The organism is Exiguobacterium sp. s80, assembly GCF_018618725.1.
Lineage (GTDB): Bacteria > Bacillota > Bacilli > Exiguobacteriales > Exiguobacteriaceae > Exiguobacterium_A > Exiguobacterium_A oxidotolerans.
On sequence record NZ_JACSMP010000001.1, the window covers coordinates 733,320 to 760,151 of the forward strand.

The following is a 26,832-nucleotide window of genomic DNA, read 5'->3' on the forward strand; positions in this document are numbered from 1 at the left end:
TGATCCAGCAATCGTCAGAGAACTCGGAATATCAAAATCACCTTTCGTGAACTGTAAAATCAGAATTATTCCGATGACGGCACCTGATAGTACATATAAAATATTTGTAAGATAAATGTAAATCGGACAGAAGAAAAACCTTTAAATCCGTTGAAAGATGAATAATTCGCTTGCTGATGTATACAACGTATCGTCTGCTCGTTCCGACATCGGTGTATAGGACCAATATGTCAAGACGCTAGAAACAAAAATTGATGTCAGAACGACAGCAATAATTTTTTGGCATGATGATTTTCCTTTCCTTTTAACGATTTCGAATCGAAAAATAATATTTTGTATTGCTGACGATTAAGATCAAGGTGATCACGAAAATACTGAATAACTGAGAGGTCGACGTCAACAAGGAATAAAAGAGCAGTAAGATGATTCCGACAATCAACATCATGTTAACAACAGAATGTGTTTTATAAAGTCCTTCGAGCATGATATGTTTCTCACCATCATCAGATGCCGCTAGGAGTTTCATTCCGTAATCCGTTTCACTGACGTCAGGAAGGTTCCGTTCCGGATACATCTGCTGAACAAGCGTTTGAAAATGGATTGAACCGACCAATCCGACAACAATCAAAGTGGTTCCAATCACAACTAGTGGGAGTTGTTGATCGAGTACTAAATTTACGCTGACTAGAGCAAGACTGATTGGGAGGGTTAAGTTTAAACTCAGCGTACCATCGCTGAACCAGCGATACATTTGTTGGTCTGCCACATCTTCAGCATCACCCGTCAGTGACTGGTTGAGAAGACGTTGAATTTGACGATAACGAATCAGCGAAAACAGAAGTAATCCTACCAGTATCACAAGCAGTAGACCGTTTACGATGAAACTGTAGTGTGAGAAGGCGAGTCCTTCAAGCGGACTATTCATAATCCAATACATTACGAAAAATCCAATGGTGCCACCAACAAGTATCCGTACGATCATTTGTAGAGTTTTTTTCACAGTAATTCCTCCTCGTCGAATTGAAAAATATTCTCGATTGTCGTCTCGAAAACTAGGGCAATTTTAGTAGCGATCAAGAGCGACGGCATGAATTCCTCCCGTTCAATCAAACTAACAGTCTGACGTGAGATGTTGGCGCGTTTTGCCAATTCTGTTTGATTCCATCCATGGCGTGCCCGTAGTTCCTTTAATCTTGATTTCATTTCCTTCACCTCACTTGAATTATAACCAATACTCGTCTTGATGACAATGATATTAGTCAAAAAGACAAAGGGATTAGTCGTTTTTTATTCCTTCTAGAGCAACTATATGCTTGGAAAAGCCATCATGCATGATTACTTAAAGCGTGATCTTTATCAAAATTAGGCGAGAATACGCCCACTTCTAAACGATCCGGGTGAAGCCCTAGTGAAAGTGGGAGATGAATCGCCACCCTCTCTTTCGGGTATATCCTTTGTAAGGATGTGAACATCATGTTGACACACAAGGCCTGCAAATTCAGAACATACCCGACAAAAGAGCAGGAAATCCTGATCGCGAAGACCGTCGGTTGTTCGCGCTTCGTCTTCAACCACTTCTTAGCGAAGCGTAGGTGGAGGTAGTTCAACAATCTATCAAGGATTGGATAAATATGAAGACGTAGGATATTAGAAAGACAGATCATTACAAAAACAAACCCTCACCTTCATGTAAGAAGTTGAGGGTTTCCTAGACCGTCATGAAGACATCTTCTAAAGACATAGCTTCGATGTTGACTTCGTAGACTTTAATACGCGCTGCCGTCAATTGCTCAATCAAGAGTGGGATGGCTTCTTCCTCGTTCACCTCGATGACCGAGACTCCTTTTTCTTCTGTGATGAATTGGACGTCCTTTATGTTGTGTTGCTGTAAAATCGACGTGTCAAGTGACGGACTGGTCCGAAGGTGGACACGAATCGTCTCGTTCGCCGCGCGTTTTAGTTGTACGATTGTCCCGATTTTTGCAATCAAACCATTTGTCATGATGGCGACGGTATCACAAATCTTTTCGATTTCCGTTAAATTATGCGATGTCAGAAAAATTGTCTTGCCTTGGTCCTTTAACGAGACAATCAGCTGCTGAATTTCGATGGCGGATTCTGGATCAAGACCAGACGTCGGTTCATCGAGGAAAAGGAGTTCCGGGTTGCCGAGTAGAGCTTGGGCAATGCTGATTTTCTTTTTCATTCCGAATGAAAACGATTTGATTTTTTGTTTGGCAACATTCTGCAACCCAACTTGTTCAAGTAACTTTTTTAACTCGGCCGAATTTCTTCTATCACCTTTGAGTGACGCCATGTACTTCAAAAAATCAAGTGCCTTCATGTGTTGGTAGAGGTTGGACGTATCCGGCATGACACCGATTTTCTGTCTGATCGCATCCATGTGGTGATGCGTTTCCCCTAAAATCGTAAACGAACCACGCGTCGGCTGGGTGATACCGGTCAAGATATGAATGAACGTCGACTTGCCGGCGCCATTTCGTCCTAAAAAACCAAAAATTTCCCCTTGCTTGACGCGGAGTTGAATTCCTTTCAAGACATCCTTTGTCGCATACTGCTTATGTAAGTCACGCACTTCAATTGCTAGCATCGTTACAAATCCCTTCTGTTAAACATGAAATATGACGCTGCGAGAAACAGTAAACCAAGTAAAAACGGAACAACGAGATACCCGCCGGATGCGACGACATAATAATACGGTAAGAGATACTTGAAGGGCAGCAAATACCAGATGTTCGAAAAAGCGGCCCAAAACCCGAGGACGGGACAGAGAATACCCAATAGAATACCGACGAACATCGTCATGCCCGGCCGAGTAAGAACTGTCGACAACAAGACGTTTAAGCAAGTGATGAAGAACAGGACTATGATGACAGTCAGGTAATCAAGAAAAAATGTGGACTTGGCATAGAGTGTTACAACAAAAAAACTGATGGAAATCGAACAAACCCAAAACAAAAATGATCCTAGAAACTTACCGGCGATGATATTGAAACGGGACGTTTTGCTGACAAGCAGGCGAACCGTTTGATCATCGAGCTCGCGATTCACGATGTCATGCGAGACGGCGAAGACAAACAGGAAACCTAAAAAGAAAATTGAAAACTTGATACTTGATGTATAAGCCGAGTCATTGCCTCCATCTCCTAACAGTTCTGGATGGTTCGCGAGATAAGTGGCAGTCAAAAAGGAGGTTAACGTAAAAAATAGGACGATTGCGACGGACTTAAAACTTTTAAACGTCTGGAAAAATTCATATCGAATGATTGGAATCATAGCTTGCTCCTTCTAAGTAAGAGTTAGTGGGTGCAGAATGTGATAAAAAATTAAAAATCAGCTCACCTTATTAGTCGTCCGCAATAAATCAAGAAGTTTGCACCGGTGTATTATCAGATAAGCCAACACCCTGATTTTAGATGGAATAAGTGTACCATAAGCATTATGTATTAGGGATAATTTACCTTTTACTGTTTTGTGATAACTCCTTGCTGTATTTGAAATGGAATATGTTATAGTGATTAAGTTAAAAAATACCATCTGTTCATTTGGGGGAGTAAGGAATGACTGCACGGAAAAATATCGTTTATAACGTCTTATTCAATGAGACGCGGAATCAGCTGTTGATGGTCAAAAACATCGGCCCGTCGTATTCGTATTACACGTTACCGGGCGGGACGGTCGAGGCGGGTGAGACCTTACCGGAAGCCGCGATTCGCGAAGCGAAGGAAGAGACCGGTTTTGACGTCGAAGTCGGAGACCTGTTACACGTCAGTGAAGCGTTTTTCCCGCAAGTCGACGAACACTGCCTGTTCTTCTTTTTCACGGCGGAAATCGTCGGTGGTGTCATCGGGACCGTCTTCCCGGATGAAATCGAAGACATCACATGGGTTTCGATTCCGGACGCCGTCCGCTACATGCAGCTCGAGCCGGAATATGAACACATCTTGACGAAACAACGAACGGTGCCGTATATCTTCAATGGGCAAATTACACATTAACGGAGGGAAAGCAATGCGAATCATCGAAACAACGGACGTCGACGTCCTGGCACGACTCAACCGGTACGTCCATGAGCCGCATGTGCGTCAGCAACCGCATCATTTTAAGCTGTACGACGTTGACGCCGTCCGTGCCTTTTTTACGAAAATCGCCGGGGAAGCGCTGTATCAGTTCCTGGTTCTCGTAGTGGAGGATGAAGCAATCGGTTACGCGTGGATTGAGTACGTCAGACGTGCTGAGAGTGCGTTTAAGTTTGCTGACGCGAAAGTCCGTGTCCATCATCTCTGTATCATGGATACGAAACAGCAGAACGGCTACGGTCGCCTGTTGCTCGAAGACATTGAACGGCGGGCACGCGAGCAAGGAATACATAAGGTTGAACTCGATTACTGGATGAGCAACGACGGGGTCGATGTCTTTTACGAGCGAATCGGTTTTGAAAAAACGCGGCAAGTTGTCGCGAAGTCGCTTGATTACTAATAGGAAAAAGGATCTAGGCACGGATAATATAGAATTGAATTTCATTTTTGGACTGTTGCGTATCGTGGTGCTCGTCATGGCGATTCCGTCAATGGTGTACGCGCTGTATCTGTTACGCAAGATTGCAAATAAATAAGAAACCCTTTGTTTTTGTCAGGGAGACAAGGGGTTTTTCTGTTAAATAAGGGACTTGAGCGAGTAAGTCAACTGAAATCAGGGTATTTTTTTAAAGAGCGACGTGTCAGGAAAGCCTTAGAACTAGGAGGGATTGGATGTACTTTCTATTCATCGGCTATTACGATGCAGAAAAGATGAATCAGTCCTCGCAAGAAGAGCTCGATGCCGTCATGGAACGCTGCAATCCACCATTGGAACAGTTTTTTAAGCAGACGCGTGTCTTGCAGGAGTGGCACCCGGGAGCGGACACGAAACAAGCCAGATTGTCAGGTGGTCAGATTGAACGGCAGGATGGACCGGATACGCGTAAAGCGGAGCAAATCGGCAGCCTGATCCTTTTTGAAGCGGATGATTTGGAGCAGGCCGTCGACTTGGCGCTGCTCCATCCGACGACGCAACTTGCGGAAGCGGAACAGTACGGCTGGCGGATGGAAGTGCGGCCGCTGCTTGATGTCAAGGATGCTTAAGGTCAAATTAGCCACTTGCCGGGTTATATGTAAAAACAAAGCTCGACTTCCCGAAGCACAACGGGAACTCGAGCTTTGTTTTCGTATAGTGGATCATCCGTTTTAGTCATGACCAATCAAACCGAGCAATGTCTTGTGATGCGTCGCGTCACGCGTCAGAAGCGATAATTCACGTTTGACATCGAACCCTGTAATCGGCAATGTCCGGATTTCCGGGGGAAGCCCGTCCTGGAAAATCTCCGGTAAGATGGCAATCCCGAGCTTAGCACGGATGAAACCGAGCACGCTTGACCCGAACTCCATTTCGGAAGCAGCCGTATAAGTGGCACCGCGCTTCTGGAACGCCGCCTTTAAGATGTTCGTCGAGTCGCAGTCGGTCGGTAACGACAGAAACGAAGCAGCCTCAATCTGGTCGAACCGGACGTCGTCGCACCCCGTAAACCGTTCATCTTCACGGTGGAAATAGAGTAAAAACTGTTCCGTATAAAGATGCGTCGACGGATACGGATGGTCGATTTTCCGGTCGTCGAGCAGGACACCGTCGTAATGGTGTTGCTCGAGTCCTGCCATCAATTCGACATACGTATGGGCCGTCTTGATTTTGAGTTCCGGACCGTTTGCCGACGGATGGAGCGCCAAGTGTTGCGGCAAGTAGGACATCGCGACACTCGGCCATGACCCGAGTGTGAACGTAACCTGACCCTGCAATTGGTCGATTTGCCGTTGCATGTCGCTCAGTTGCGACAAAATCTGTAAGGCTTGAGCATAAACGATTTCGCCGGCTGGCGTCAAAGCGACCCCCGTCGCCGAGCGGTGAAAGACGTTTGTACCGAGATCGTGTTCTAAATTCTTAATCTGTTTACTGAGTGCCGGTTGTGTCAGATGTAACAGCTCACTCGCTTTCGTCAAACTTTTTGTTTCAGCCGTCATCTGAAATGCTTCCAACCATTCCGTTTTCATTGAAATCCCACGCTTTCTTCGTCGTTCACTGTGATTGACGATACAGCAGAACCGCTCGTGGCGACAATCAATTCGCTCAAATTTATATATTCCTCTTTTGGAATATTCCTTTTTGGGTATATAGAAGATATAGAAGAGGTGACAGCCATGACAGAACCGATGTTACAGATCATCGTCGCCTTAGCAGACGCAAACCGTCTTGCGATCGTCGACTTGTTGAAACGGGGACCGTTGACGGTCGGAGAGATTGCGGAGCGATTGAGTTTAAATCAACCGCAAGTCTCGAAGCACTTGCGGACGCTACATGATGCTGAGATCGTTCAGGTAAAACCGCTCGGTAATCGGCGGATCTATCATTTGCGTCCGGAAACTTTTTTTAAGCTGACGGCGTGGAGCCAATCATTCGAACAACAAGTCGAGGAACGGATGTTACGCCTTGAATCGTATCTTTTAGAGCTGCAGGAAAAACCAACTGAAGGAGTGACGGATGATGACTGAAAAGTTGAAAACGACGCTTGACGGATCAACCTTAATCATGGAGTGGACGTTTGATGCACCGCGTGACCTGGTCTTTTCTGCTTTCACAGAAAAAGATCACCTCGAGGCATGGTGGGGACCAGCCGGCTGGGAGACGGAAATCAAGCAGTTCGAGTTCGTCCCGAACGGCATTTGGCATTACTGCATGCGGTGTCAGGATCCGGCACAAGGAGACTTTTACGGGATGGAGTCATGGGGGAAAGCAATCTTCCGGAGTATCGACGCCCCGGTCCGTTATGCCCATGCCGATTATTTTTCCGACGAGGCAGGAACGATTTCTGAAACCTTACCAGGAAGCGAAAATGAGACGACATTCGAAGCGCTTGACGGAAAGACGCGGGTCATCTTCCGGTCTGATTTTGGGTCAGCGGAAGCCGTCCGTCAAGTTCTTGAGATGGGAATGAAAGAAGGGTTCACGTCACAATTAGAACGGCTTGACCACTGGTTAGCTGTCAACGTAAACACATGATAAGTCGAAAAAGGACGATCCTCGAGCGGGATGGTCCTTTTTTTACGGTCGTCACGCTTCGAAATCATGAGCTTCATAATACCGGACGGCTTCCCGCCAACTCGAAAACCGTTCAATCAATAATGTTAATGAAGGCGCATGGTGTTCGCGCGCCCACCGTGCATACGTCTGACTCGTCAAACGATCACCTAGTTCGTCCGCGGCTTGCCGTAATCCATTGAGACAGTCTTCGTTCGTAAAACAGCCGTTTGAGGACAAAGCAAACTGTTCCAACGCATTTTTCCACGTCCCGTAATGGCGGATGATCGTATTGCTGCTGACCATGCGACGCTCGGTCTCGCGTAAGTCGGAATAGCGTTTAATCGTCACGCGCGTTCCGTATGTTTCGACGTAATGAGCGATGCTTTGTTCCACCGTCCAGCGTTTTTTTGGTCCTGTTCCTGGTTTTGGTCGGTTCAATGTCGACAGTTCTGCCGGTGTCAGTTGTCCTTCCGTGATAACACCCGCTTCCTGCAATAAATTCGTCCAGGAGTCAAAACGCTGTTCGAGTTCTTCGAGTGGCGGGTAGGGAAGATAGGCAGCGAGCTTTTGATAATGTGCTGCTCTCATCGGCTCTGGGTGAATATGATGGAGTCCTTGAATCAAGCGGATAATTTTTTGATAGTCCGTCAAATCGGGTTGAAGTGCGTGAGTGGTCTTTCGCATAGCGGAGTCTCCCTTAAAGTGGTGAAAAACTTAAATCTAGTGTAGCAGTTCGTCACGGGTTCGTTAACTAACAAAACCGTAAGATAAGGAAATAATTAATCAACGACTACGATAAGCCGATCATCCATATGATTTTGTTCTAGAAAAGAAAAAAGTGTGTTGAAAGCGTTTAATATCTGGAAAATGAACCGATACTAGGGAGGGAACGAATGACTGGGGGAATGGATGATGAAATGGTGGTCAGCGAACCGACAAGGAACCGACTTTGAGAAAGCACGTGCATCGGTCGCAAGCGAAGTCGAGCTCGAACTCGGGACAGACTTGGTGAAACAACTCCGATTGATTGATTTAACGGTCGAGGATTTACAAAACGTCCGGGTCATCCGTGATGACGTCAAAGACTGGATGCCACAGATGGTCGATGCCTTTTATGCAGAACTCGTCCGTGTGCCGGAACTCAAGCAACTGATTGAACGGCACTCGACACTTGAGCGGTTAAAAGGGACGCTCGCGACGCACATTTTACAAATGTTCGAAGGTAAAGTGACGACAGATTATATTGCGGTACGGCAACGGATTGCCATGCGTCATGTTCAGATCGGCCTACATAATAAGTGGTACATCGCCGCTTTTCAGAATGTATTAAACGTCTTTAGCGGACAGGTCGAACGAAGTACTTGGCCGGAGCTCGAAAAGATGAAAATGTTGCGTTCTGTCGGGAAGTTATTCAATCTCGAACAACAAATCGTTTTGACGATGTATGAAGCGACTGTCGACGAGGAACGTCAAGGTGTGCTGGAGACGAAACAACGTGTCGGTGCCGCCGTCCAAAAATCAACCGAGGAACTGGCGGCGATGAGTGAAGAATCGTCAGCGAGTTTCCAGGAGATGGAGCGGCATGCGAACAACGTTTCGATGACGACGGAGAAAATCTCTAGTCAGTTGGCAGAGGCCGTCAAAGAAGCGGAAGACGGCGTCAAACTGGTCGAAGCGGAAACACAACGCTTCGAAGCCGTCGTCACGGACATGAAGGCAACGACGGAACAGGTCGCCCAGCTCGCCTTCTTGTCGCAAGAAATCGAGCGGATCGCCGGGATGGTAACAGCAATTTCCGATCAGACGAATTTATTGAGTCTGAATGCTTCGATCGAAGCGGCACGCGCCGGCGAGATGGGGCGCGGTTTTACCGTCGTTGCCCAGGAAATCCGCAAGTTAGCGGAAGAAAGCAAACGGTCAGCCGCGGAAGCGTCCGATATCGCGCAGGAAATCACGTCGAAAATGATGACGGTCTCGAGTCAGATGGCGGGAACGGAACAGTCAGTCACGCAGACGACGAATGAAATGGCGCGTGTCGTCTCGGCCTTCACGATGATTTCGAATCAGACGATCCATGTCTCAAAACAACTCGTCGACTTGTCGAGCGATACCCAGGATGTCGCCGGCACAATCGAAGGAATGCGGACCGTCGCAGAATCAATTGCCGAGACGGCGGATGACCTGCAGGAAGTCGCAACGACGTTATGACGGAAGTTGCGAACTAAAAGGCGTAGCTCCCGCTTCGGAACTACGCCTTACGTCTATAAAAGAGTAGCAATCAGGTGATTTCGGTATCGTGCCGGAGTCGCTTTTTAGTGCGCTTGCATAGGAGTTTTATCACGATGCGGTGCTCACGGATGCTGCCTTTAACACAGCTCCATTTCCAAAATCCGTGAACAACGATAAAGCGGGGTGGACCCGGACGTCGACAATCATCAATTCACCTAAGATGCCGCCGATGTTTAATTTTGTCATGTTCGTTTCCTCCTCCAGTCGAATGGGTTCCTCAAACGATTTAAGCTAATTAAGATCGTGCTCGATTTTAGAGATATTCCTTTTCGATCGTCCGTGTGCTTCGGACGGTATCAATCGGACGGACCATTTGTTCAATCTGTTGCCGTTGGGATTCGAGGAATGGTGGCAAGGATAACTTTTCTCCGACCGTTTCGTACGGCTCATCGCCTAGGAAGCCGGGACCGTCTGTCGCCCATTCGAACAAGACACCGCGGGCGACCCGTGCATACAGGGATTCGAAGAAGAACCGGTCGACGTAGCCGGATGTGTTGAATTGTAACTGTTGCATCCGCTCGATCCATTCAGTTAAGGCAGCCGTGTCTTCGACGCGGAACGCGACGTGATGGACGGTGCCGAACCCTTGACGTCCACTCGGCAGTAACAGGTTATGTTCGACGATGACCTGGGCGCCGTTTCCGCCTTGACCCATCTCAAACAGATGCAGGGAACCGGCTTGATCGATTTCCCGCATCAGCATCGCTTTTTCCAAGACGTCTTTTAACCGGTCGAATTCCGCGATCCGGATGTGAATCGGACCTAAACCGGTAATCGCGAATTCTAATGGAACGGGACCGTTCTGCCACGGGGTTCCGGAGGCGATGCCTTCGTTCAACTCGTCTGAAATCAGCATATACTGCTGGTCATCAAAATCGACGAACGAGAGCGTCTGTTTCCCGAACTGTTCCTTGATGCCGCGATGCTTGACGTCATATTTATCAAACCGTTTAATCCAGTAGTCAAGCGCTGCATCCGTCGGGACGCGAAAAGCAGTTTTAAAGATTTCATTTGTACCGTGTGTTCCTTTTGGGATGCCGGGGAAATCAAAGAATGTCATATCCGTCCCGGCTGACCCTTTATCGTCAGCGAAAAATAGATGATAGGTCTGGATATCATCCTGGTTGACGGTCTTCTTGACGAGACGCATCCCTAAGACATTTGTGAAGAACGCATAGTTTTTCTCGGCACTGCTTGTAATTGCCGTGACGTGGTGGATTCCTTTTAATTCATTCATGAAAATCGCTCCTTTGATTATTATCTCGAATTCGAGATATCTATTAAAAAAATTAATGGTGTTGTGCCTGATAGCCGACTTTTTTAGCAGTGTTAATCAACGCTTCGATGTCAGACGGGTCAATTCCTTCGAACACCTGATTGATTGTTTTCTCATGTTCCGGAAAAATCGTGTCCATTAATTCTCGGCCTTCTGTGGTCAGTTCGGCAAATGTCACGCGCCGATCAGTCGGACACGCCTGCCGGACGACGTAATTCTTTTTTTCAAGCTTATTGATGACATAGGTGATGCTGCTGCTCGTAATCAAGACTTTTTTACCAATCAGTTGAATCGGTTGCCTTCCTTTATGGTACAGCAACTCGAGGACAGAAAAATCGGTCGGATTTAGTCCGAACTTCGCAACATCCTGTTTGATCACTTCATGAAGCGCATCGACGGCCCGAACCATGACGGTCAACGCTTTTAAGTTCGGATTCGACTGTTCCATGTCGTTCACCTCAATTTGTCTTTAGTTCAAATATCTTTAATTCAAGATAAATATAACATCTACCGATTTCGTCGTCAATTGTTTTGATTCTCTGCATGCTGACGATATAAAAAGAGGCATCCTGTAGCGTACAGGGTGCCTTAAAACAATTTGAACTTTTTTCAATGCCTGTCTTCTACCACGTCAGCTCGTTTAAGAAGGTAAGAATCTCTTCATTGATGTCGTTTCTGTCCTGACCTAACGTCATCAAGTGTTTTGATTGGGCAAACCCCTTAATTGATTTTTGATCTGACGCCACGCGGTTAAAAATCTCCTCGGCACTTTCTTTGTACAGGGGCGTGTCTAATTCTCCGTACAGGATGCGAATCGGCGAATCGATTTGCACTAAGTTGTCCCGTGTTTGGTTGACGAGCTGTTCAAAATCGACCAATGAATCAACGGTAAGATGTCGGAGCGCTTCCATTTCTGACTCGATTTGCTGCTCCTCTTTCCCTTCAATCTGTTTATAGCGTCGGGCATAATATAACAGCCGTTTTTGCAAGGAACCGGCTTTCTTGTACATCGGCACAGACAGTGTTACAACACCGTTGACCTGCAATTCCTGTCCCAGTTTTAACGCAAGGACACCGCCAAGCGAAAGACCGACGACGGCGATTTTTTCAAATCCTTTGTCCTGCAACAGTTGATAAGCGTCGCGCACATCCTGCCACCAGTCGGCTGGTCCATAGGTCAGAAGGTCTTCTGCCGGCAGACTATGACCACTAAGTACCGGGGTGTAACACGAATACTGATTTTGCTGCAAATAACGTCCGAGCGGTTTCATGTCGTTCGGATTACTCGTAAACGAGTGTAAGAGGAGAACGGCGCGTTCACCTCCTTCATAATAGACGGGTTTGAGCGGTGATAGTTTGATGACCATAAGATGCCTCACTTTCTAGGTGTCGATTTGATTTTACGGTAATCCAATCATGATTGCGCAGTACCGGCGAGTGGCGTCTAACAATAGAAAAACCCAAACAGTTCACTTTTTCAAGTGTATCCCATTTGGGCACTGCGCGGTTTTCATTATAACGAGAATTTGTTCGTTTGATCTTCCAAATGACGAGAAGTTGTGTTGAGGGTCGCGACAAGCGTATGCAGGCCCGTAATCGTCGCAATCATTTGTTCAGAAGCGGCTGCGACTTCCTCATTGCTTGCCGTATGTCCCTCTGCGACCGTCGCGATTTCGTGCAAGGCACTGCGGATGGTTTGTTCCGACCGGGTGACTTGTGTCATCTGATCGGTCATTTGTGCCATCGACGAGGCGACGCTTGTGACATGTTCAGCGAGGTGACGGAACGAAGCATCCGTCTCTTTAATATCCGTTTGTCCGGACACCGTTTCCTGCAGCGTCAAAGCAAAGGTGCTTTCCATCTGCTGCGTGTTTTCCTGGACGCTTTGGACGATTGCCGCGATTTCGTTAACACTGCTTGCGACATGGTTCGACAGTTTTTTGACTTCGGACGCGACGACAGCAAAGCCTTTTCCTTGTTCTCCGGCACGTGCTGCCTCAATCGCGGCGTTCAGTGCAAGCAGATTCGTCTGCGCGGCGATGTCGCGAATGATTGTGACGAGCGCTTGGACTTCCGTCGATTGTCGTTTCAGGTGCTGGATTTGGTCTGTTGAAGCGTGAACTTGTTGATGGATCGTTTCCATCCGACTGACCGACCGTTCCATTTGGGAACGTCCGGCGTCTGTCATGTCACGCATCTCAGCTACCGTCATCTGGACCTGTTCACCTTCCGTCGAAGTCGCCCCGATTAATCGCGAGAATGCATCCATTTCATCCGTCAATGATAACGTGACGTGGGTCTGACTTTCGGTCCCGGTCGCGATTTCGGTCATCGTCTGTGCGATTTGTGTTGAACCGTCGAGGACTTCCGTTGTACTGTCGTCGATCGATTGACTCGTCTCATGGACGAGAAGTGACGTCTGCGAGATGTCGGTGATCATCGTCCGTAACATGTCGTTCATCTGTTTAATCGAGTGGGCGAGCGAATAAATCTCATCATGCGATTTGATTTCGAGCTGGGTCAGTTGTGTATCCGCCTGCCGAAGTTGCCCGGCCGCGATGTTTTCCGAGACGGCTTGGAGCGTCTCGAGCGGTTTCAGCTTCCGTCCGAGCATATAGTACAAGGCAGCTAAGGTGAGTGCAAGTAAAATCAGTAATAAACCGATGAAGAGCGGTAAGTTTTGTTTGAGTAAAGTTGTCGACAGCGCATCGACGTCTTTTGCAGCGATATCGACACCTAATATGCCGATGATTGTGTTCGAGGCATCTTTCAGCGGTACATAGACGCTGACGTATTGTCCGTATTCCGGATCATCAATCACGTCCGTCGTATGGGTCTCACCGTTCAAAACGTGTTTCATGTCCTGCGCGACGGCACCTGTCGCCGGGTCATTAATGGCTGCGGCTTCTGCTTTCGGTAGACCGTCAATCAACAAATTGACTTTATTTTGGTCGATCGTTGCCGTATAGGCATACAGTAAACCGTTTTGCTGACGTAACGTATCAAGTGATTCACGAAGCGTTTCATAATTCTCGGAAGCGGTCGGATTGCTCAAAAATTCAGCGTAGGCAGCCGTGTCGAATGTTTTTGCGATGCGAAGAGCGTCTTGTTCCGCTGTTTTTTTAAGCGTCGAAACCGCTGTTTGGTTCGTGTTGTAATAAAGGGCGGCACTACTAAAGAGGAAAAAAATGATGAGGATGGAGCTGATGATCAGTAACAAACGTGTACGAATGGAATGGGTTCTTGCTTCAGTCATAGATGGACCTCCTGGTGGATTTCTAGTTGGTGATATATATACTATCGGTCTGAAAATTATTTTTTCGATGTTTTAAAATAAAAGTTCAATTTTTTTGAATGGAGAAGTTGTGACGGTTTAAAATGCAGGACGGTCAGGTTTGACAAATCAAAAACAAAGGAATTATAAAAAAGTACGTGAATGCTAGACAATAAGGGAGTTGAGACTTATGACAAAAGCTTTATTTTTAAATTGTTCATTAAAATCGTCAGATGAATTATCGAATACGGAAGCCTTAATCAACGAAGTGATTGCTTATTATCAAGACTTTGACATCGAGTCGGAAATCGTTCGCGTCGTCGATTATAACGTCGCCTATGGCGTGACGACTGACGAGGGAGACGGGGACGAGTGGCCGGTAATTTTTGAAAAGGTAAAGGCTGCTGACATCGTCGTCATCGGGACACCACTTTGGCTCGGTGAGAAGAGCAGCATCGCGACGCAAGTCATTGAACGGTTGTATGGCGGCAGCGGGTTAACAAATGAGAAAGGGCAATACATGTATTACAACAAAGTCGGGGGAGTCATCGTCACGGGGAACGAGGACGGGGCGAAGCATGCATCGGCGTCGATCCTTTACGGATTATCACATATCGGCTTTACGATTCCGCCGAACGTCGATACGTACTGGGTTGGCGAAGCGGGACCGGGTCCGTCCTTCATTGAAGCAAATGGAAAAAACAACGCGTTCACGCAAGGGCATGCGAAAGTCATGGCCTACAACTTGATGCATTTCGCGAAGCTGCTGCAAGCTCACCCGATTCCGGCTGAAGGCAACGTCGTTGAATAATCTACTTTCATATTGAAAAACTAAACGATTAAAAGGAGCGGTTGATTGTGATCGAAAAAGTGACAGCAGTCTCAAAAGGGATGCACACGGAAGGTCAGGCAGGGATTCATACGATCCGGATTGATGAGCCCGAAAGCATGGGTGGTGGAGATCAAGGCGCGAATCCTCTTGCGACGCTACTCGTCGCCCTCGTCGGTTGTGAAAATGCGGTCGCGAATTTCGTCGCAAAAGAGATTGAGTTTGATTTACAAGGAATCGACTTTGAAGTCGAAGGTTCGATTGACCCGCGCGGCATGATGGGTGACCCGTCTGTCCGGACACAATTCAAGCGGGTCACGGTCCATGCGAAGGTCACGACATCGGAAACGGAAGAACGGGTCCAGGAATTGCAAAAAATCGTCGATGCCCGTTGTCCGATTTCGACGACACTCGTCGCAGCGGACGTCACACTTGTCGCGAATTGGACGAAAGCGTAAAAAACACCTCCGAAATCTAGACCTGTACAAGGCTAAGATTCGGGGGTATTCTTATGACATCTAAGATAAGAGGGGGATAAACAATTGAACTTAACAGTCTTACCAGAAGAATTATCGGTCGTTCGCTATGCGGTTGAAGCCACACTACCAGAATGGATCTTTCAGAGTGGATCATTTTGGAACATCATGAAAACACGTGATGAGCTATCGGTCGTCTGCGAGACATCCAGTATTCCGACAGACGAGACATACTTAAAAATCGAGTCCGGATTTCGGGCAATCAAGGTCGAAGGTCCACTTGATTTTGCATTGACGGGTATTTTATCCAAGCTGATTCGTCCACTTGCAGCACATGAAATCAGTATCTTTGCTTTATCCACATATGATACGGACTATATTCTCGTAAAAGATGTCACGCTCGAGCGAACGGTTGAACTGTTCCGGGCAGATGGCCATCAGATTGTTTGAACTTGTGCTTAAACCTAAAAAACGGTCATTTCTCGAAAAAAGATTCGGGCAATGACCGTTTTTAGTTGGCGTAATTAGTAGGCCGTACTTAAAAAATTAAAATTGGTTGAGAAGCTCACTTGCACGATTGGCATCAATCGCGAAGTAGAGCTCTTTTTTGAGCACTTCCTCTTTTTTTAACTGATTCAGAATGAGGCTCGTTGTCTCTCTTGTGGAACCGATCATTTGTGCGATGTCAGTGTGGGTAAGTTTCAAATCGATTGATTGCCACTGTTTGTGTCGCGTGCCCGATTTTTCACTCAGCTTCAGCAACAAATAAACGATTCGGTATTTCACATCATTTAGCGCAAGGTGCTCACTGAAGGAGTAGACATCCTTTAGTCGATTTGACAAGACTTGAATCAATTTCATCGCAATTTTTGGATTACTTTCGATGAATGTTTCGAACTGATCAGTTGGCATGATACAAAGGCACGTATCAGTCATGGCTTCTGCATACATGTCGTCGTCCGTTAACGATAGTGTTGCCGTTTCTCCGAACGTGTTGCCACCAACTAAAACATCAACTGTGAATTGCTTGCCTTGTTTATTCATCCGATACAAACGAACTTGTCCTTCTTTTAGAAAAAATAGTGCGTCTTGCCGTTGATGCGGCGAGAGGATAACGTCGCCCCGTTTCAACTGGACCATTTCACTTGCGTCATTAATAAGTTGCAATTCGTTCGTCGGAAGTTCTTCAAACAAGCTGATTTGCGACAAAAGCTTAAGTTTATCCATGTTATTACTCCTTTTGGTCATCTCTTCATCAAGATGAGGATTGTCTTTTCACTATAACTGGTTTTCATAGATTTTCTAAACAGATAGTTTCGAATCAGCAGCAAACGTGAACAGGTAATCGCCGAAAGTGTAAGCTGGCTTACACGCGTAAGCATTCGTCTTGGAGAGAGAAAAGACTGCGTGGTACGGTATGCGTGTGGTAAAGAAACCAACAAAAAAGTGTATGAGGAGAGATTACAAATGGTTGAAAAAATTACAGCAGTATCAAAAGGTATGTATACAGAAGGCGTTTCACACGGTCATAAAGTCATCATCGATGAGCCGGCGAAAATGGGCGGAACAGATGAAGGTGCAAATCCACTTGCAACACTGCTTGTTGCTTTGACAGGTTGCGAAAATGCGATTGCTAACTTCGTCGCAAAAGAAATCAATTTCGATCTGCAAGGAATTGAATTTGAAGTGGAAGGCACGCTGGATCCACGCGGTATGATGGGGGATGCATCAGTTCGTCCCTATTTCGAACGCATCACAGTCAATGCAAAAGTCTTAACAAGCGAATCCGAAGAACGTGTACAAGAATTGCAACACATTGTGGATTCACGTTGCCCAGTCTACACGACTATGGTCGCTGCAAATGTTGAAATGGTGCCAAACTGGACAAAAGCGTAAACGAATAAATGAACTATTCTTAACTGCAGCATCAATATAATATGTAATCTGTCACACGCAACGCGTTCACTTCCGAGTCGTCGGGAAATGGATGCGTTGCGTTTTTTTTAGAACATATCTTCAAGCGACTGGTAAGGTTCCGTTATTGACTTAATAGAGTCTAATGTCTGGTGTAAATGGCGTTGCAGGGCATCGGTAACAAGATCAACCTGACGGGATTCAATCGCTGTGATGATCTCGAGATGCTCCTTAAGGCTCTTGTTATTTCTTTTACTTTTATAATCAATGACATTGTACATCATTAAATAGACGTCGATTTGATCAATGATCCGACTTAAAAATTCAATGACATACCGGTTCTGACTTTTTTCGGCGAGTAGCATATGAAATTTTTTGTTGATGCTCGTATATTCGGTTAAATCTTCATGAGTGTAGGCGTCCAGTTCTTTTTCGATGAGTTGCTTTAAATAGTCAAGATCCTTCTGTTCGACATTCGCGAGACCAAATTTTACGGCGACACCTTCTAATTCAATCCGGAGTTCAAACGCCTGAATGATGTCATTTACGGTCGGTTGAATCACATAAGCTCCGCGATTCGGTTTCAAGACGATGTATCCATCAAGTTCGAGTTTCTTAAAAGCGTTCCGGACGGGCGTCCTGCTTGTCTCAAGTTTCTCGGCGATGACGGATTCAGTAAGTTGCATACCGGGAGCAAATTCCCGATTGAGGATAGCTCGTTTAATTTTTTCAATAATAATCGTTTCGATGGGTTTTACAGTTTTCATGAAAACGTTCCTCCGTCCATTGAATTGTCTCTTATTTTATTTTAGCATTTTTCCCGGTCGATTCTTTCTGAAAAATCGAATGGTTTTTATAAATGAAAAAAGCAATAGACAAAACAGGTTTTATGTAGTAGAACTAAATTGTACTACAATTTAGTTCTACTACAAAGGAGAGCAAAAAAATGCAAAAAAAACATGTACTGCAATTACATGCCGGGCTTTTGATGGTGGCCTTTAATATTCACTTTATCCTAGTACCAAATTCGGTCGCGGCCGGCGGGATTTCAGGGCTTTCCGTTATCATCCACGAATTTCTGCCGAACTTGTCGTTAGGTGTGCTCATGATAGGATTGAACGTTTTTATTTTTTGTATCGGTTTTGCTTTCTTAGGGTTTACTTTCGGTTTTAAAACAGTCTATGCAAGTCTGGTATTATCTTTGTTTGTGTATATGCTCGATTTGTATGCACCAATCCGTCAACCGGTAGGAAATGATTTATTCATCCAGCTAGTATTTGGTTTTTCGATTAATGCATACGGGATGGCATTGATTTTTAGTCATAATGCTTCGACCGGCGGAACAGATATTTTAGCGATGATATTGAATAAATGGAGTGGTGTACGAATTGGAGTAGCTGTACTTTTATTTGATTTAAGCATTGCGCTTGTGTCCAGTATGCTATTTGGAATTGAGAAGGGAATGTATGCTGTATTTGGTGTATTTCTCAATGGGGTCCTGATCGATACTTTGCTACAGAAATTAAAGCAGCATAGTGAAGTTGTCATCATCAGTCATCAATTTGAACATATCCAGTCCTTTATTCTACAGGAATTAAAGGCACCAGCAACGGTTCATGTCGTTAATACGAATTCTTCGAAGGCGAAGCAACACGTAATCACGGTGCATTTGATGTCACCGGATGTCACGAAATTAAAGCGTTTTGTGTTGGCAACGGACTCCACTGCCTATTTAACGATTACGCAGACCAAGGAAATATACGGAAGTCATGAAGAGAAGGCATTCCAGCGTGCGTGAACGTTCATTAAAAGGAATTCGCTGAAACCGGTTAAAGGGTCTGTCCTTGAAGTGACTGTTGTTTTGACTCGAGCTTTTGTATACTGTTTAATTGGTAGACAATTAAACGGTTAAACGTTGCGGCAGGAGTGGGGTATATGTTGACTTTTAAGGAACGGATTCAAAAGTATGAATATCACCTGAACGATACAGACGATCAGATTATTTCATATATCAACGATCATTTTACGAACGTAACACGCATGTCGATTCAGGCGATTGCGGAAGAATCTTTTACAGTCCCGAATACAATCGTCCGGTTAGCTAAAAAATTAGGCTATGACGGTTTTTCGCACATGAAAAATGCAATCAAGCATGAACTTGAAGCAAATGAAGAAGATGTGCCGGGTGACGTATTAAAAAAGACGAAAGAACTCATCGATGAAGTACATGTCGAGCAAGTTCATCATTTACTCGAACAAGCCCGTCGCGTACTCGTATACGGTATTGGAGACTCTGTCACCTATTGCGAATACTTGGTGCAAGGGTATCGAGTCGTTAATAAAAAATGTGAGTTTTATCTTCACCGTCATACGACAATCACGGAACTAGAAGCGATGACACCGAAGGACTTACTTCTTTTGATATCCGTTTCTGGCGAGAGTGAAGCCGTCATTGAACTGGCAGGGCGGGCAAAAGAGAAAAACATTCCGATTGTCAGTATCACCCACTTTACGCATAACAGCCTCGTGAACTATGCCGATTACCGCCTCTATTTTTATTCGCCCCCTGAACGCTTATTACATCACAACATTACAAACCCGACTCCGATTTTTTACTTGTTGCGTCATCTGTTAGAACAGTATTGGAAAAATCACAAGTGATGTGTATTTATACACATGAAAACCCTTACAAAAGAAAAGGATGTGAAAGAAGAAGAAGAATCAAGCTTCTTCTTTTTTTGTTGATACACTACAGGTAATTCATTAAAAGTAAAAATGAAAGGGGTTACAAACATGTTGTTGCAAGCGAATACATCAACCTCACTTTTACATGTTCAACAGGCATTTGATTCAAAAGATCAAGCGATTCGCTTTTTAATTCACGAACTCGCCGAAGCCGGTAAAATTTCATCGGAAGAAGCATTTTATGAAGCAGTCATCGCTCGGGAGGGACTGTCACCGACAGGATTTGAAGGGGGGCTTGCGATTCCCCATGGTAAGTCAGATAGTGTCAGAGAAGCATCATTTGCGATTGCGACGTTGACAAAACCGATAACGGACTGGGAAAGCATTGATCCGGCAAACAAGGTGGAGCTGGTCATCCTGCTGGCGATTCCTTCAGCGGAAGCGGGATCAACCCATTTGACACTATTGGCTGAATTTGTAACCCGTCTTTCAAACGAAGACTACAAAAACCGCCTCCTTCAATCGCGTTCAGCAGAAGACTTACTGGCAGCCTTAGACGCCTCTGTCGATGAAAAGACGGACTCAACAGCAGAAGTTCCTTCGTCTGGAAAGTTAGTACTGGCAGTTACAGCATGTCCGGCAGGGATTGCGCATACGTACATGGCAGCCGAAGCATTGATTAAGGCCGGTCGCGAACTTGGCATCGAAGTGAAGGTTGAAAAACAAGGCGCAAACGGAATCGAAGACCGACATGCAGCCAAAGATTTACAGCAGGCAGATGCCGTCATCTTTGCAGTTGACGTCGCGGTAAAGGACGAAGCACGTTTTAAAGGCATTCCGTCTATAAAAACATCAGTCGCTGCCCCGCTTCGTAATGCAAAGGATCTCCTGGAAAAAGCTTTGACGAAAAGTGAAAATGTGAAGTCTGATGCTGACCGGATGGCGGATGAAGCGGATGAGGAGCCGACGAATTGGAAAAGCGAAGTGAAAGCGTCATTGCTGACAGGTATCTCGCATATCATTCCGGTTATCGTTGCCGGAGGGATGACGCTTGCCGTCGCCGTCTTCATCTCCCAACTGTTTGATTTACAGGCGCTCTATGCGGAAGAAGGTTCGTGGTTATGGTTACTGCGTCAATTAGGGGGATCCCTGCTCGGTCAGTTAATGATTCCGATTTTAGCTGCATACATGGCGTATTCGATTGCTGATAAACCTGCTCTAGGACCTGGATTTGCTGCCGGAGTCGCAGCCAACTTAATCGGTAGTGGCTTCTTAGGTGGAATGCTCGGAGGCTTACTTGCCGGATATTTCCTCAAATTCTTAAAGCAAAAAGTTAAACCGAAGGGTACATTTGCCGGGTTTATCAGTTTTTGGTTTTATCCGGTCGTCGGAACACTTGTCGTCGGGTCAATCATGTTATTTGTCGTCGGTCGTCCGTTAGCGTATTTAAATACAGGACTGATTTCTTGGCTGGATGGATTAGAGGGGGCTAATGCTTTATTACTCGGGGCAATCATTGGTGCGATGGTTTCGTTTGATCTCGGTGGACCAATCAATAAAGCGGCGTATACATTTTGTATCGGAGCGATGGCGAGCGGAAATTTAATCCCGTATGCCACATTTGCTTCAGTCAAGATGGTATCAGCGTTTGCCGTAACCGGTGCAACCCGCCTAGGCAAAGAGGCGTTCACTAAAGAAGAACGGGAAATTGGAAAACAAACCTGGTTACTCGGTTTAGCAGGGATTACGGAAGGGGCGATTCCTTTCATGATTAATGATCCCCTCCGTGTCATTCCCTCATTAGTCGCAGGATCCGCCGTGACGGGAGCGATTGTGGCCTATTTCGGAATCGGTCTGAACGTACCGGGAGCAGGTATCTTTTCGTTGGCATTACTTCAAGGACAACCCCTCGTACTTGCGGCATCAGTATGGCTTGGTGCGGCATTGGTAGGAGCGTTCATTTCGATGGTCCTTCTCCTTCTCACTCGAAAACATAAAAATAAAAAGCATCAGGATGCACTGAAAAATGTTGCTTAAAGGGAGCTGGAAACAATGAAAAATGTTCATGTCGTACCACATATGCACTGGGATCGGGAATGGTACTTCTCGACCGAAGAATCACGCATCTTATTAGTCAATAATTTAGAAGAAATCATGGAAAGGCTTGAAACGGATAAAAATTATCCATATTACGTTTTAGATGGACAAACATCAATCCTCGAAGATTATCTTGCGGTAAAGCCGGAGAACCGGTCACGGATAAAACAGCTAGTTCAATCAGGAAAATTGATTATTGGACCTTGGTATACCCAAACAGACGAAATGATTGTAGGCGGGGAGTCGATTGTCAGAAACTTATTGTACGGCATTAAAGATTCAGGTGAATTTGGTCCCCATATGAAGATTGGTTATTTACCGGATTCGTTCGGGCAGTCGGCACAAATGCCGATGATTTTGAACGGATTCGATATCGAGCGCTCGATTTTCTGGCGAGGAACGTCGGAACGGCATGGAACGAACAAAACTGAATTCAACTGGAATTCAGCGGACGGTTCCAATGTACTCGTCCAGCTGATGCCGCTCGGCTATGCGATCGGTAAATATTTACCGACTGAAGAAACGGCACTAAGAAAGCGAATGGATAAATATTTGCCTGTCCTCGATAAGGGTGCGACCGGAGATCATCTGCTGTTACCGAATGGTCATGATCAAATGCCGCTCCAGCAAAACATTACGGAAGTCATCGAACAACTACATCGTCTGTATCCGGAACGCGAGTTTTTCTTGAGTCGATACGAAGATTTATTTGATCAACTGGAGCAACAACTTAATCTGCCGACCATTTCAGGAGAGTTTTTAGATGGGAAATATATGCGTGTTCACCGTAGCATCTATTCGACACGGATGGACATCAAAGCGATGAATACTCAAATCGAAAACAAGCTGACGAATACATTAGAACCGTTAATGAGCCTTGCCTATTCACTTGGGATTGAATACCATCACGGGCTAGTCGAATTGATTTGGAAAGAAATCATGAAAAATCATGCCCATGATAGCATCGGATGTTGCTGCTCCGATAAAGTCCATCAAGAAATTTACAACCGTTTTTTCATTGCAAACGAAAAAACCGATCAATTGATTTCATTCTATAAAAGAAAGATTGTCGATTCGATTGCGACGGAGCGAACGGAAGACCGGTTAACCTTCTTTAATTTGAATGCGAGTCAGGAAACGACCACAACGACGACGGAAATCATCAGTAAATTTGAAAATATCCGTCTGGAAACGGAAGCAGGGCAGCCTGTTCCTTATCAGTTGATGAAAAAAGCAGTCATCGACCCGGGGCTGATTGACCGCCAAATCGTCCACTATGGAAACTATGATCCGTTTTATCGTTACACAATTGAACTTGATATCACACTTCCGGCCTTGAGTTATGAAACACTTTTCGTTGTTGAAGAGAGTGCGACTCCGGACGCGTTGCCGCAGGCGGAAACAGGTATAACGGAATGTGACACAGCGCGGTATCACGTAGTAATTCAGTCGAACGGTACACTTGATGTGACGGATAAACAGTCGAATCGGACGTACCGCGATCTCTTCCTGCTTGAGGACAGTGGGGACGATGGAGATGAATATGATTATTCGCCCCTGCTTCATGATGTGAGTATTACGACAGAAACGGATCGCCCGACAATCGAAGTCACACAAACAAATTATCGGGTAATGATCCGAATTGATCACCGCTTCGCTGTACCGGCAGATTTAGAAGAGCGGAAGCAAGGCAAACGGACGAAAGAGATGACGGTCGCGCTTGAAATCGTCTTAAAGCATGACGATCCTGTTATTGCCTTTAATGTGACGATTACGAACAACGCGAAGGACCACCGTTTACGTTTGTTGATTCCGGCAGAAGTAAACACCCGGCAAACATTTTCAGATAATCAGTTTGGTGTAATAAACCGCCCCTTCGTCGATGATGCGCTCCGTGTGTGGGAAGAGGAACAATGGAATGAACGACCAGACGGTATCTTCCCGATGTTATCGTATGTTGGGCTAAAGGATGATGAGACAGAGAACGGACTCGGTTTAATCACGAACAGCTCACGGGAATATGAGGTCATTGCAGGAGCTCGACCAACGCTTGCAGTTACGCTGTTCCGTAGCGTAGGTGTACTCGGAAAAGAAGAGCTCGTCCGCCGCCCGGGTCGTCCGTCAGGAATCAAATTAGCGACACCGGATTCGCAGATGATCGGAACATACAGCTTTGATTTCGGTCTCGTTTCACTCCGCAAAGAAGAAGAACTGGCCGTTTGCGCTAAGCGTCACTTATCACCGACTGTTGCTTACAATAAAATCCCGCACGATGCGATGCGTTTAAATCCGACCGGACTCCATTTGCCGGTATCGTATTCGTTATTCGAACTCGAATCGACGGGGATTATCATGAGTACGTTGAAAAAAGCAGAGCAAGGGGAAGGACTCATTCTTCGTGTCTTCAATCCGACGACGACCAGCCGATCTGTTCGATTTAAATCAAACCAAACGGGAACGTTCCATGAAGTCAATTTAAACGAAGCACATCCAGTTGAAATCACGTCAGCGGTACAAGACAAATCTTATGAGGTCGCACCGAACCAAGTAAAAACAATTCTTATTAAAAGATAATTAATCGTCAGACCATGGTCTGATTTGAAGGTCTGTAAAACGACAGGAGGGCTGACGAATGCAAGAACGACAAACCATTTTAGTCGCAATGGACTCTTTTAAAGGAAGTTTAAGTTCAGCTCAGGCAAACGGGGCGGTCATGGAAGGAATTCGTCAAATCAATCCGAATCAATCCATACAATCGATCGAGGTGGCAGATGGCGGCGAAGGAACGGTCGCTGCCTTGACTGGCCCCTTTAATTTAACGAGACGGAAAGTTACTGTGCATGATGCAAACGGCCGTCCGACTGAAGCCGTATATGGTCATAACAAAAAGACAAAACGTGCCGTGATCGAAGTCGCATCTGCTTGTGGATTACCACAACTGAAAAAGGAAGAACGGAATCCGCTAACTGCGACATCGTTCGGGGTCGGACAATTAATTACAGATGCCCTGTCGTCAGGAGCACGGCGGATTTACTTAGGACTCGGCGGTTCGGCGACGACTGATGCAGGGGTCGGCATGCTTCAGGCATTGGGGTACCGATTTCTGGCACAGGACGGGACGGAAATTACAGAGATGCAAGAACTTACTTCTTTGGCGTCCATCGATGAGACACGGGTTCACCCTGCTCTCGAAGATTGTCAATTCACAATCATTTGTGATGTCGATAATGTTTTCTACGGTCCAACTGGAGCTGCATATGTATACGGTCCCCAAAAAGGGGCATCCGAGCGTGATGTTGTCGAGCTGAATGACCGTCTCATCCATGTAGCAAAAGTAATTACGGAACATACTGGAATAGATGTTCAATCTATTCAAGGAGCAGGTGCCGCCGGTGGATTAGGAGGTGCTTGTTCGTCGCTCTTACAGGCTGAATTAAAACGCGGTGCTGAACTGATTTTGGAGGAAACAGGGGTCATGGCGCAAGTAGCGGACTATGCGTTTATTTTTTCAGGTGAAGGAAAAATTGACGGACAGACGTTTCAAGGGAAATTGCCGCAAGCAATCGGGCAATTCGGACACCGGTTCGGCATCCCCGTTATTTTATTAGGCGGAAGTGTCGACGCACAGATTGAAAACATAAGGACAGCAGGGATCACAGCTGCGTTTTCGATTACACAACAACCGGTCGCGCTAGAGGAGATGATGCAGCCTAAAAAAGCATATGACACTCTGAAGTACACGGCGGCCAATCTATATGCACTATGGATGACGATGAGATGAAAGGATGAAGCCGAAAATGATTTTAAAATGTACACCTGTATTTCAAGAACGGATATGGGGGGGACGAAAGCTCGCCTCACGTTTTAACTATGAAATTCCTGACGGTCCAATCGGCGAATGTTGGGGGATTTCGGGTCATCCCAATGGAATGAGCATCATTGAAACAGGACACTATGCCGGCTACTCAATAGAACGGTTATGGTCTGAGGAACGGGAATTGTTCGGCGACTACACATTAGCGGAATTCCCACTATTAGTGAAGATTCTCGTTGCAGAAAAAGATCTGTCGGTTCAGGTCCATCCGAGTGATGAACAAGCTTTTGAGCTGGAGGGTGAAGCATACGGAAAAACGGAATGCTGGTATGTCATCGAAGCAGAAAAAGATGCGGAAATCATTTTAGGTCATACTGCCCGAACGAAAGAAGCGTTGCGAGAGTCAATCGAACAAGCTGAATGGAGTACCTTGTTGCGGACACAACGTGTCAAAGCGGGCGATTTTATTTTTGTACCGAGCGGAACGATCCATGCGATTGGAAAAGGCATTGTGGTTCTCGAGACACAACAATCTTCTGATACGACCTACCGGCTGTATGATTTCGACCGTATTGATGATGTTGGAGAAAAAAGAGTTTTGCACCTTGAACAAGCGTTTAATGTCATTACAACACCCGATGTTACGTTTTACGGACGAACAGAGACGAAGCAAGTGACAAACGCAGAGATCACGACGCTTATTAAAGTTCCGGAATTCAACGTATATCACGTCAAAGTAAAAGACGGGTTTGTCCTTAAGCCACTTGAACGTTTCCGTACGATCACAATTTTAAACGGGCACGGAGAGATTGAAAATGTACCGGTTCAAGCGGGAGATCATTTCATTATTCCGCAGGGACAAGCTCCCCGCAATTGTATGGGAACATTTGAATTCATCATGAGTGATGTGGAAGTTCGATGAATATAACTGGAGTCTTTCAAGATAATAACGTGAATAATTGACTGAATATTCAGACTTTAATGTCGGTTAGTTTCACACATTACAGGATTTGTGAACGAGAAAGTCCACTCCTTAGGGGGAGGATG

At 45.8% G+C, this 26,832-nt stretch carries 28 protein-coding genes and 2 pseudogenes; 17 read left to right on the forward strand and 13 right to left on the reverse strand.

Features of this window, described 5'->3' with window-relative positions; genetic code table 11:
• Window positions 1-304: 304 nt before the first annotated feature.
• A complete protein-coding gene (locus tag KNP94_RS03870) occupies window positions 305-1,000 on the reverse strand; it encodes a DUF3169 family protein (RefSeq protein WP_088837058.1) in 696 nt (231 codons plus the stop codon).
• Window positions 997-1,203 (reverse strand): helix-turn-helix transcriptional regulator, encoded by a 207-nt coding sequence (locus KNP94_RS03875; protein WP_088838481.1) that lies wholly within the window; start codon window positions 1,201-1,203, stop codon window positions 997-999. Before KNP94_RS03875 ends, KNP94_RS03870 begins: the two co-directional genes overlap by 4 nt.
• Window positions 1,204-1,473: 270 nt before the next feature.
• Between KNP94_RS03875 and KNP94_RS03880 the strand changes: the two are divergent.
• A pseudogene (locus KNP94_RS03880) lies at window positions 1,474-1,587 on the forward strand (helix-turn-helix domain-containing protein); the annotation flags it as partial.
• Window positions 1,588-1,708: 121 nt separating this feature from the next.
• On the opposite strand, the gene KNP94_RS03885 reads toward KNP94_RS03880, so the two are convergent.
• Window positions 1,709-2,611 (reverse strand): ABC transporter ATP-binding protein, encoded by a 903-nt coding sequence (locus KNP94_RS03885; protein WP_215115278.1) that lies wholly within the window; start codon window positions 2,609-2,611, stop codon window positions 1,709-1,711.
• 2 nt (window positions 2,612-2,613) lie between these two features.
• Window positions 2,614-3,297 (reverse strand): ABC transporter permease, encoded by a 684-nt coding sequence (locus KNP94_RS03890; RefSeq protein WP_215115279.1) that lies wholly within the window; start codon window positions 3,295-3,297, stop codon window positions 2,614-2,616.
• 284 nt (window positions 3,298-3,581) lie between these two features.
• Between KNP94_RS03890 and KNP94_RS03895 the strand changes: the two genes are divergently transcribed.
• From KNP94_RS03895 to KNP94_RS03905, 3 genes are all read left to right on the forward strand, one after another.
• A complete protein-coding gene (locus tag KNP94_RS03895; RefSeq protein ID WP_215115280.1) occupies window positions 3,582-4,019 on the forward strand; it encodes an NUDIX domain-containing protein in 438 nt (145 codons plus the stop codon).
• A 13-nt stretch (window positions 4,020-4,032) separates the two neighbouring features.
• Entirely contained in the window at window positions 4,033-4,500 is a 468-nt protein-coding gene (locus tag KNP94_RS03900; RefSeq protein WP_215115281.1) for a GNAT family N-acetyltransferase, read from the forward strand.
• A 272-nt stretch (window positions 4,501-4,772) separates the two neighbouring features.
• Entirely contained in the window at window positions 4,773-5,144 is a 372-nt protein-coding gene (locus tag KNP94_RS03905) for a YciI family protein (protein ID WP_088837063.1), read from the forward strand.
• Window positions 5,145-5,246: 102 nt separating this feature from the next.
• Here the strand turns inward: KNP94_RS03905 and KNP94_RS03910 are convergent, their stop codons facing one another.
• Complete coding sequence (locus KNP94_RS03910; RefSeq protein WP_215115282.1) at window positions 5,247-6,104, reverse strand: LysR family transcriptional regulator; 858 nt, start codon at window positions 6,102-6,104, stop codon at window positions 5,247-5,249.
• A gap of 147 nt (window positions 6,105-6,251) precedes the next feature.
• Between KNP94_RS03910 and KNP94_RS03915 the strand changes: the two genes are divergently transcribed.
• Together KNP94_RS03915 and KNP94_RS03920 are read left to right on the forward strand one after the other, a co-directional pair.
• Window positions 6,252-6,602 (forward strand): ArsR/SmtB family transcription factor, encoded by a 351-nt coding sequence (locus KNP94_RS03915; protein ID WP_088837065.1) that lies wholly within the window; start codon window positions 6,252-6,254, stop codon window positions 6,600-6,602.
• A complete protein-coding gene (locus KNP94_RS03920; RefSeq protein ID WP_239456887.1) occupies window positions 6,595-7,110 on the forward strand; it encodes an SRPBCC family protein in 516 nt (171 codons plus the stop codon). Before KNP94_RS03915 ends, KNP94_RS03920 begins: the two co-directional genes overlap by 8 nt.
• A 51-nt stretch (window positions 7,111-7,161) precedes the next feature.
• On the opposite strand, the gene KNP94_RS03925 is transcribed toward KNP94_RS03920, so the two are convergent.
• Window positions 7,162-7,815 (reverse strand): homing endonuclease associated repeat-containing protein, encoded by a 654-nt coding sequence (locus tag KNP94_RS03925; protein WP_088837067.1) that lies wholly within the window; start codon window positions 7,813-7,815, stop codon window positions 7,162-7,164.
• 228 nt (window positions 7,816-8,043) lie between these two features.
• On the opposite strand from KNP94_RS03925, the gene KNP94_RS03930 reads away from it, so the two are divergent.
• Window positions 8,044-9,339: a globin-coupled sensor protein gene (locus KNP94_RS03930; RefSeq protein WP_215115283.1), complete on the forward strand. Its 1,296-nt coding sequence runs from the start codon at window positions 8,044-8,046 to the stop codon at window positions 9,337-9,339.
• A 129-nt stretch (window positions 9,340-9,468) separates the two neighbouring features.
• Here the strand turns inward: KNP94_RS03930 and KNP94_RS03935 are convergent.
• From KNP94_RS03935 to KNP94_RS03955, 5 genes and pseudogenes are all read right to left on the reverse strand, one after another.
• Window positions 9,469-9,594: pseudogene (locus KNP94_RS03935) on the reverse strand (NADPH-dependent oxidoreductase); the annotation flags it as partial.
• 79 nt (window positions 9,595-9,673) lie between these two features.
• Window positions 9,674-10,657, reverse strand: a complete 984-nt coding sequence (locus tag KNP94_RS03940; protein WP_214808159.1) for a ring-cleaving dioxygenase — start codon at window positions 10,655-10,657, stop codon at window positions 9,674-9,676.
• A 52-nt stretch (window positions 10,658-10,709) separates the two neighbouring features.
• Entirely contained in the window at window positions 10,710-11,144 is a 435-nt protein-coding gene (locus KNP94_RS03945) for a MarR family winged helix-turn-helix transcriptional regulator (protein ID WP_215115284.1), read from the reverse strand.
• 175 nt (window positions 11,145-11,319) lie between these two features.
• On the reverse strand, window positions 11,320-12,063 hold the full coding sequence (locus KNP94_RS03950) for an alpha/beta hydrolase (RefSeq protein ID WP_251132439.1): 744 nt from the start codon (window positions 12,061-12,063) through the stop codon (window positions 11,320-11,322).
• Window positions 12,064-12,209: 146 nt separating this feature from the next.
• Window positions 12,210-13,952 carry a methyl-accepting chemotaxis protein gene (locus tag KNP94_RS03955; protein ID WP_215115285.1) on the reverse strand — a complete coding sequence of 581 codons (1,743 nt, stop codon included), beginning with the start codon at window positions 13,950-13,952 and terminating at the stop codon, window positions 12,210-12,212.
• A gap of 208 nt (window positions 13,953-14,160) precedes the next feature.
• Here KNP94_RS03955 and KNP94_RS03960 point away from each other — a divergent pair, with 208 nt between their 5' ends.
• From KNP94_RS03960 to KNP94_RS03970, 3 genes are all read left to right on the forward strand, one after another.
• Window positions 14,161-14,781 (forward strand): flavodoxin family protein, encoded by a 621-nt coding sequence (locus tag KNP94_RS03960; protein WP_088837073.1) that lies wholly within the window; start codon window positions 14,161-14,163, stop codon window positions 14,779-14,781.
• Window positions 14,782-14,861: 80 nt separating this feature from the next.
• On the forward strand, window positions 14,862-15,257 hold the full coding sequence (locus tag KNP94_RS03965; RefSeq protein WP_088838483.1) for an OsmC family protein: 396 nt from the start codon (window positions 14,862-14,864) through the stop codon (window positions 15,255-15,257).
• An 84-nt stretch (window positions 15,258-15,341) separates the two neighbouring features.
• Complete coding sequence (locus tag KNP94_RS03970) at window positions 15,342-15,725, forward strand: ACT domain-containing protein (RefSeq protein WP_157898478.1); 384 nt, start codon at window positions 15,342-15,344, stop codon at window positions 15,723-15,725.
• A gap of 96 nt (window positions 15,726-15,821) precedes the next feature.
• Here the strand turns inward: KNP94_RS03970 and KNP94_RS03975 are convergent, their stop codons facing one another.
• Complete coding sequence (locus KNP94_RS03975) at window positions 15,822-16,502, reverse strand: Crp/Fnr family transcriptional regulator (protein ID WP_214766004.1); 681 nt, start codon at window positions 16,500-16,502, stop codon at window positions 15,822-15,824.
• 240 nt (window positions 16,503-16,742) lie between these two features.
• Between KNP94_RS03975 and KNP94_RS03980 the strand changes: the two genes are divergently transcribed.
• Window positions 16,743-17,171: an OsmC family protein gene (locus KNP94_RS03980; protein ID WP_088837075.1), complete on the forward strand. Its 429-nt coding sequence runs from the start codon at window positions 16,743-16,745 to the stop codon at window positions 17,169-17,171.
• Between the two features lie 107 nt (window positions 17,172-17,278).
• Here KNP94_RS03980 and KNP94_RS03985 read toward each other — a convergent pair whose 3' ends face one another.
• A complete protein-coding gene (locus KNP94_RS03985) occupies window positions 17,279-17,956 on the reverse strand; it encodes a GntR family transcriptional regulator (protein WP_088837076.1) in 678 nt (225 codons plus the stop codon).
• Window positions 17,957-18,135: 179 nt separating this feature from the next.
• Here KNP94_RS03985 and KNP94_RS03990 point away from each other — a divergent pair, with 179 nt between their 5' ends.
• From KNP94_RS03990 to manA, 6 genes are all read left to right on the forward strand, one after another.
• Complete coding sequence (locus KNP94_RS03990; RefSeq protein ID WP_214804643.1) at window positions 18,136-18,987, forward strand: YitT family protein; 852 nt, start codon at window positions 18,136-18,138, stop codon at window positions 18,985-18,987.
• A gap of 137 nt (window positions 18,988-19,124) precedes the next feature.
• Complete coding sequence (locus KNP94_RS03995) at window positions 19,125-19,850, forward strand: MurR/RpiR family transcriptional regulator (RefSeq protein ID WP_088837078.1); 726 nt, start codon at window positions 19,125-19,127, stop codon at window positions 19,848-19,850.
• 132 nt (window positions 19,851-19,982) lie between these two features.
• A complete protein-coding gene (gene mngA / locus KNP94_RS04000) occupies window positions 19,983-21,911 on the forward strand; it encodes a PTS 2-O-a-mannosyl-D-glycerate transporter subunit IIABC (protein WP_215115286.1) in 1,929 nt (642 codons plus the stop codon).
• 15 nt (window positions 21,912-21,926) lie between these two features.
• The gene (gene mngB / locus KNP94_RS04005) at window positions 21,927-24,545 is read left to right on the forward strand and encodes a mannosylglycerate hydrolase (RefSeq protein ID WP_214769231.1); all 2,619 of its coding nucleotides are present in this window, start codon (window positions 21,927-21,929) and stop codon (window positions 24,543-24,545) included.
• Window positions 24,546-24,603: 58 nt separating this feature from the next.
• Window positions 24,604-25,752, forward strand: a complete 1,149-nt coding sequence (locus KNP94_RS04010; protein ID WP_215115287.1) for a glycerate kinase — start codon at window positions 24,604-24,606, stop codon at window positions 25,750-25,752.
• 16 nt (window positions 25,753-25,768) lie between these two features.
• Window positions 25,769-26,707, forward strand: a complete 939-nt coding sequence (gene manA / locus KNP94_RS04015) for a mannose-6-phosphate isomerase, class I (protein WP_215115288.1) — start codon at window positions 25,769-25,771, stop codon at window positions 26,705-26,707.
• Window positions 26,708-26,832 lie beyond the last annotated feature (125 nt).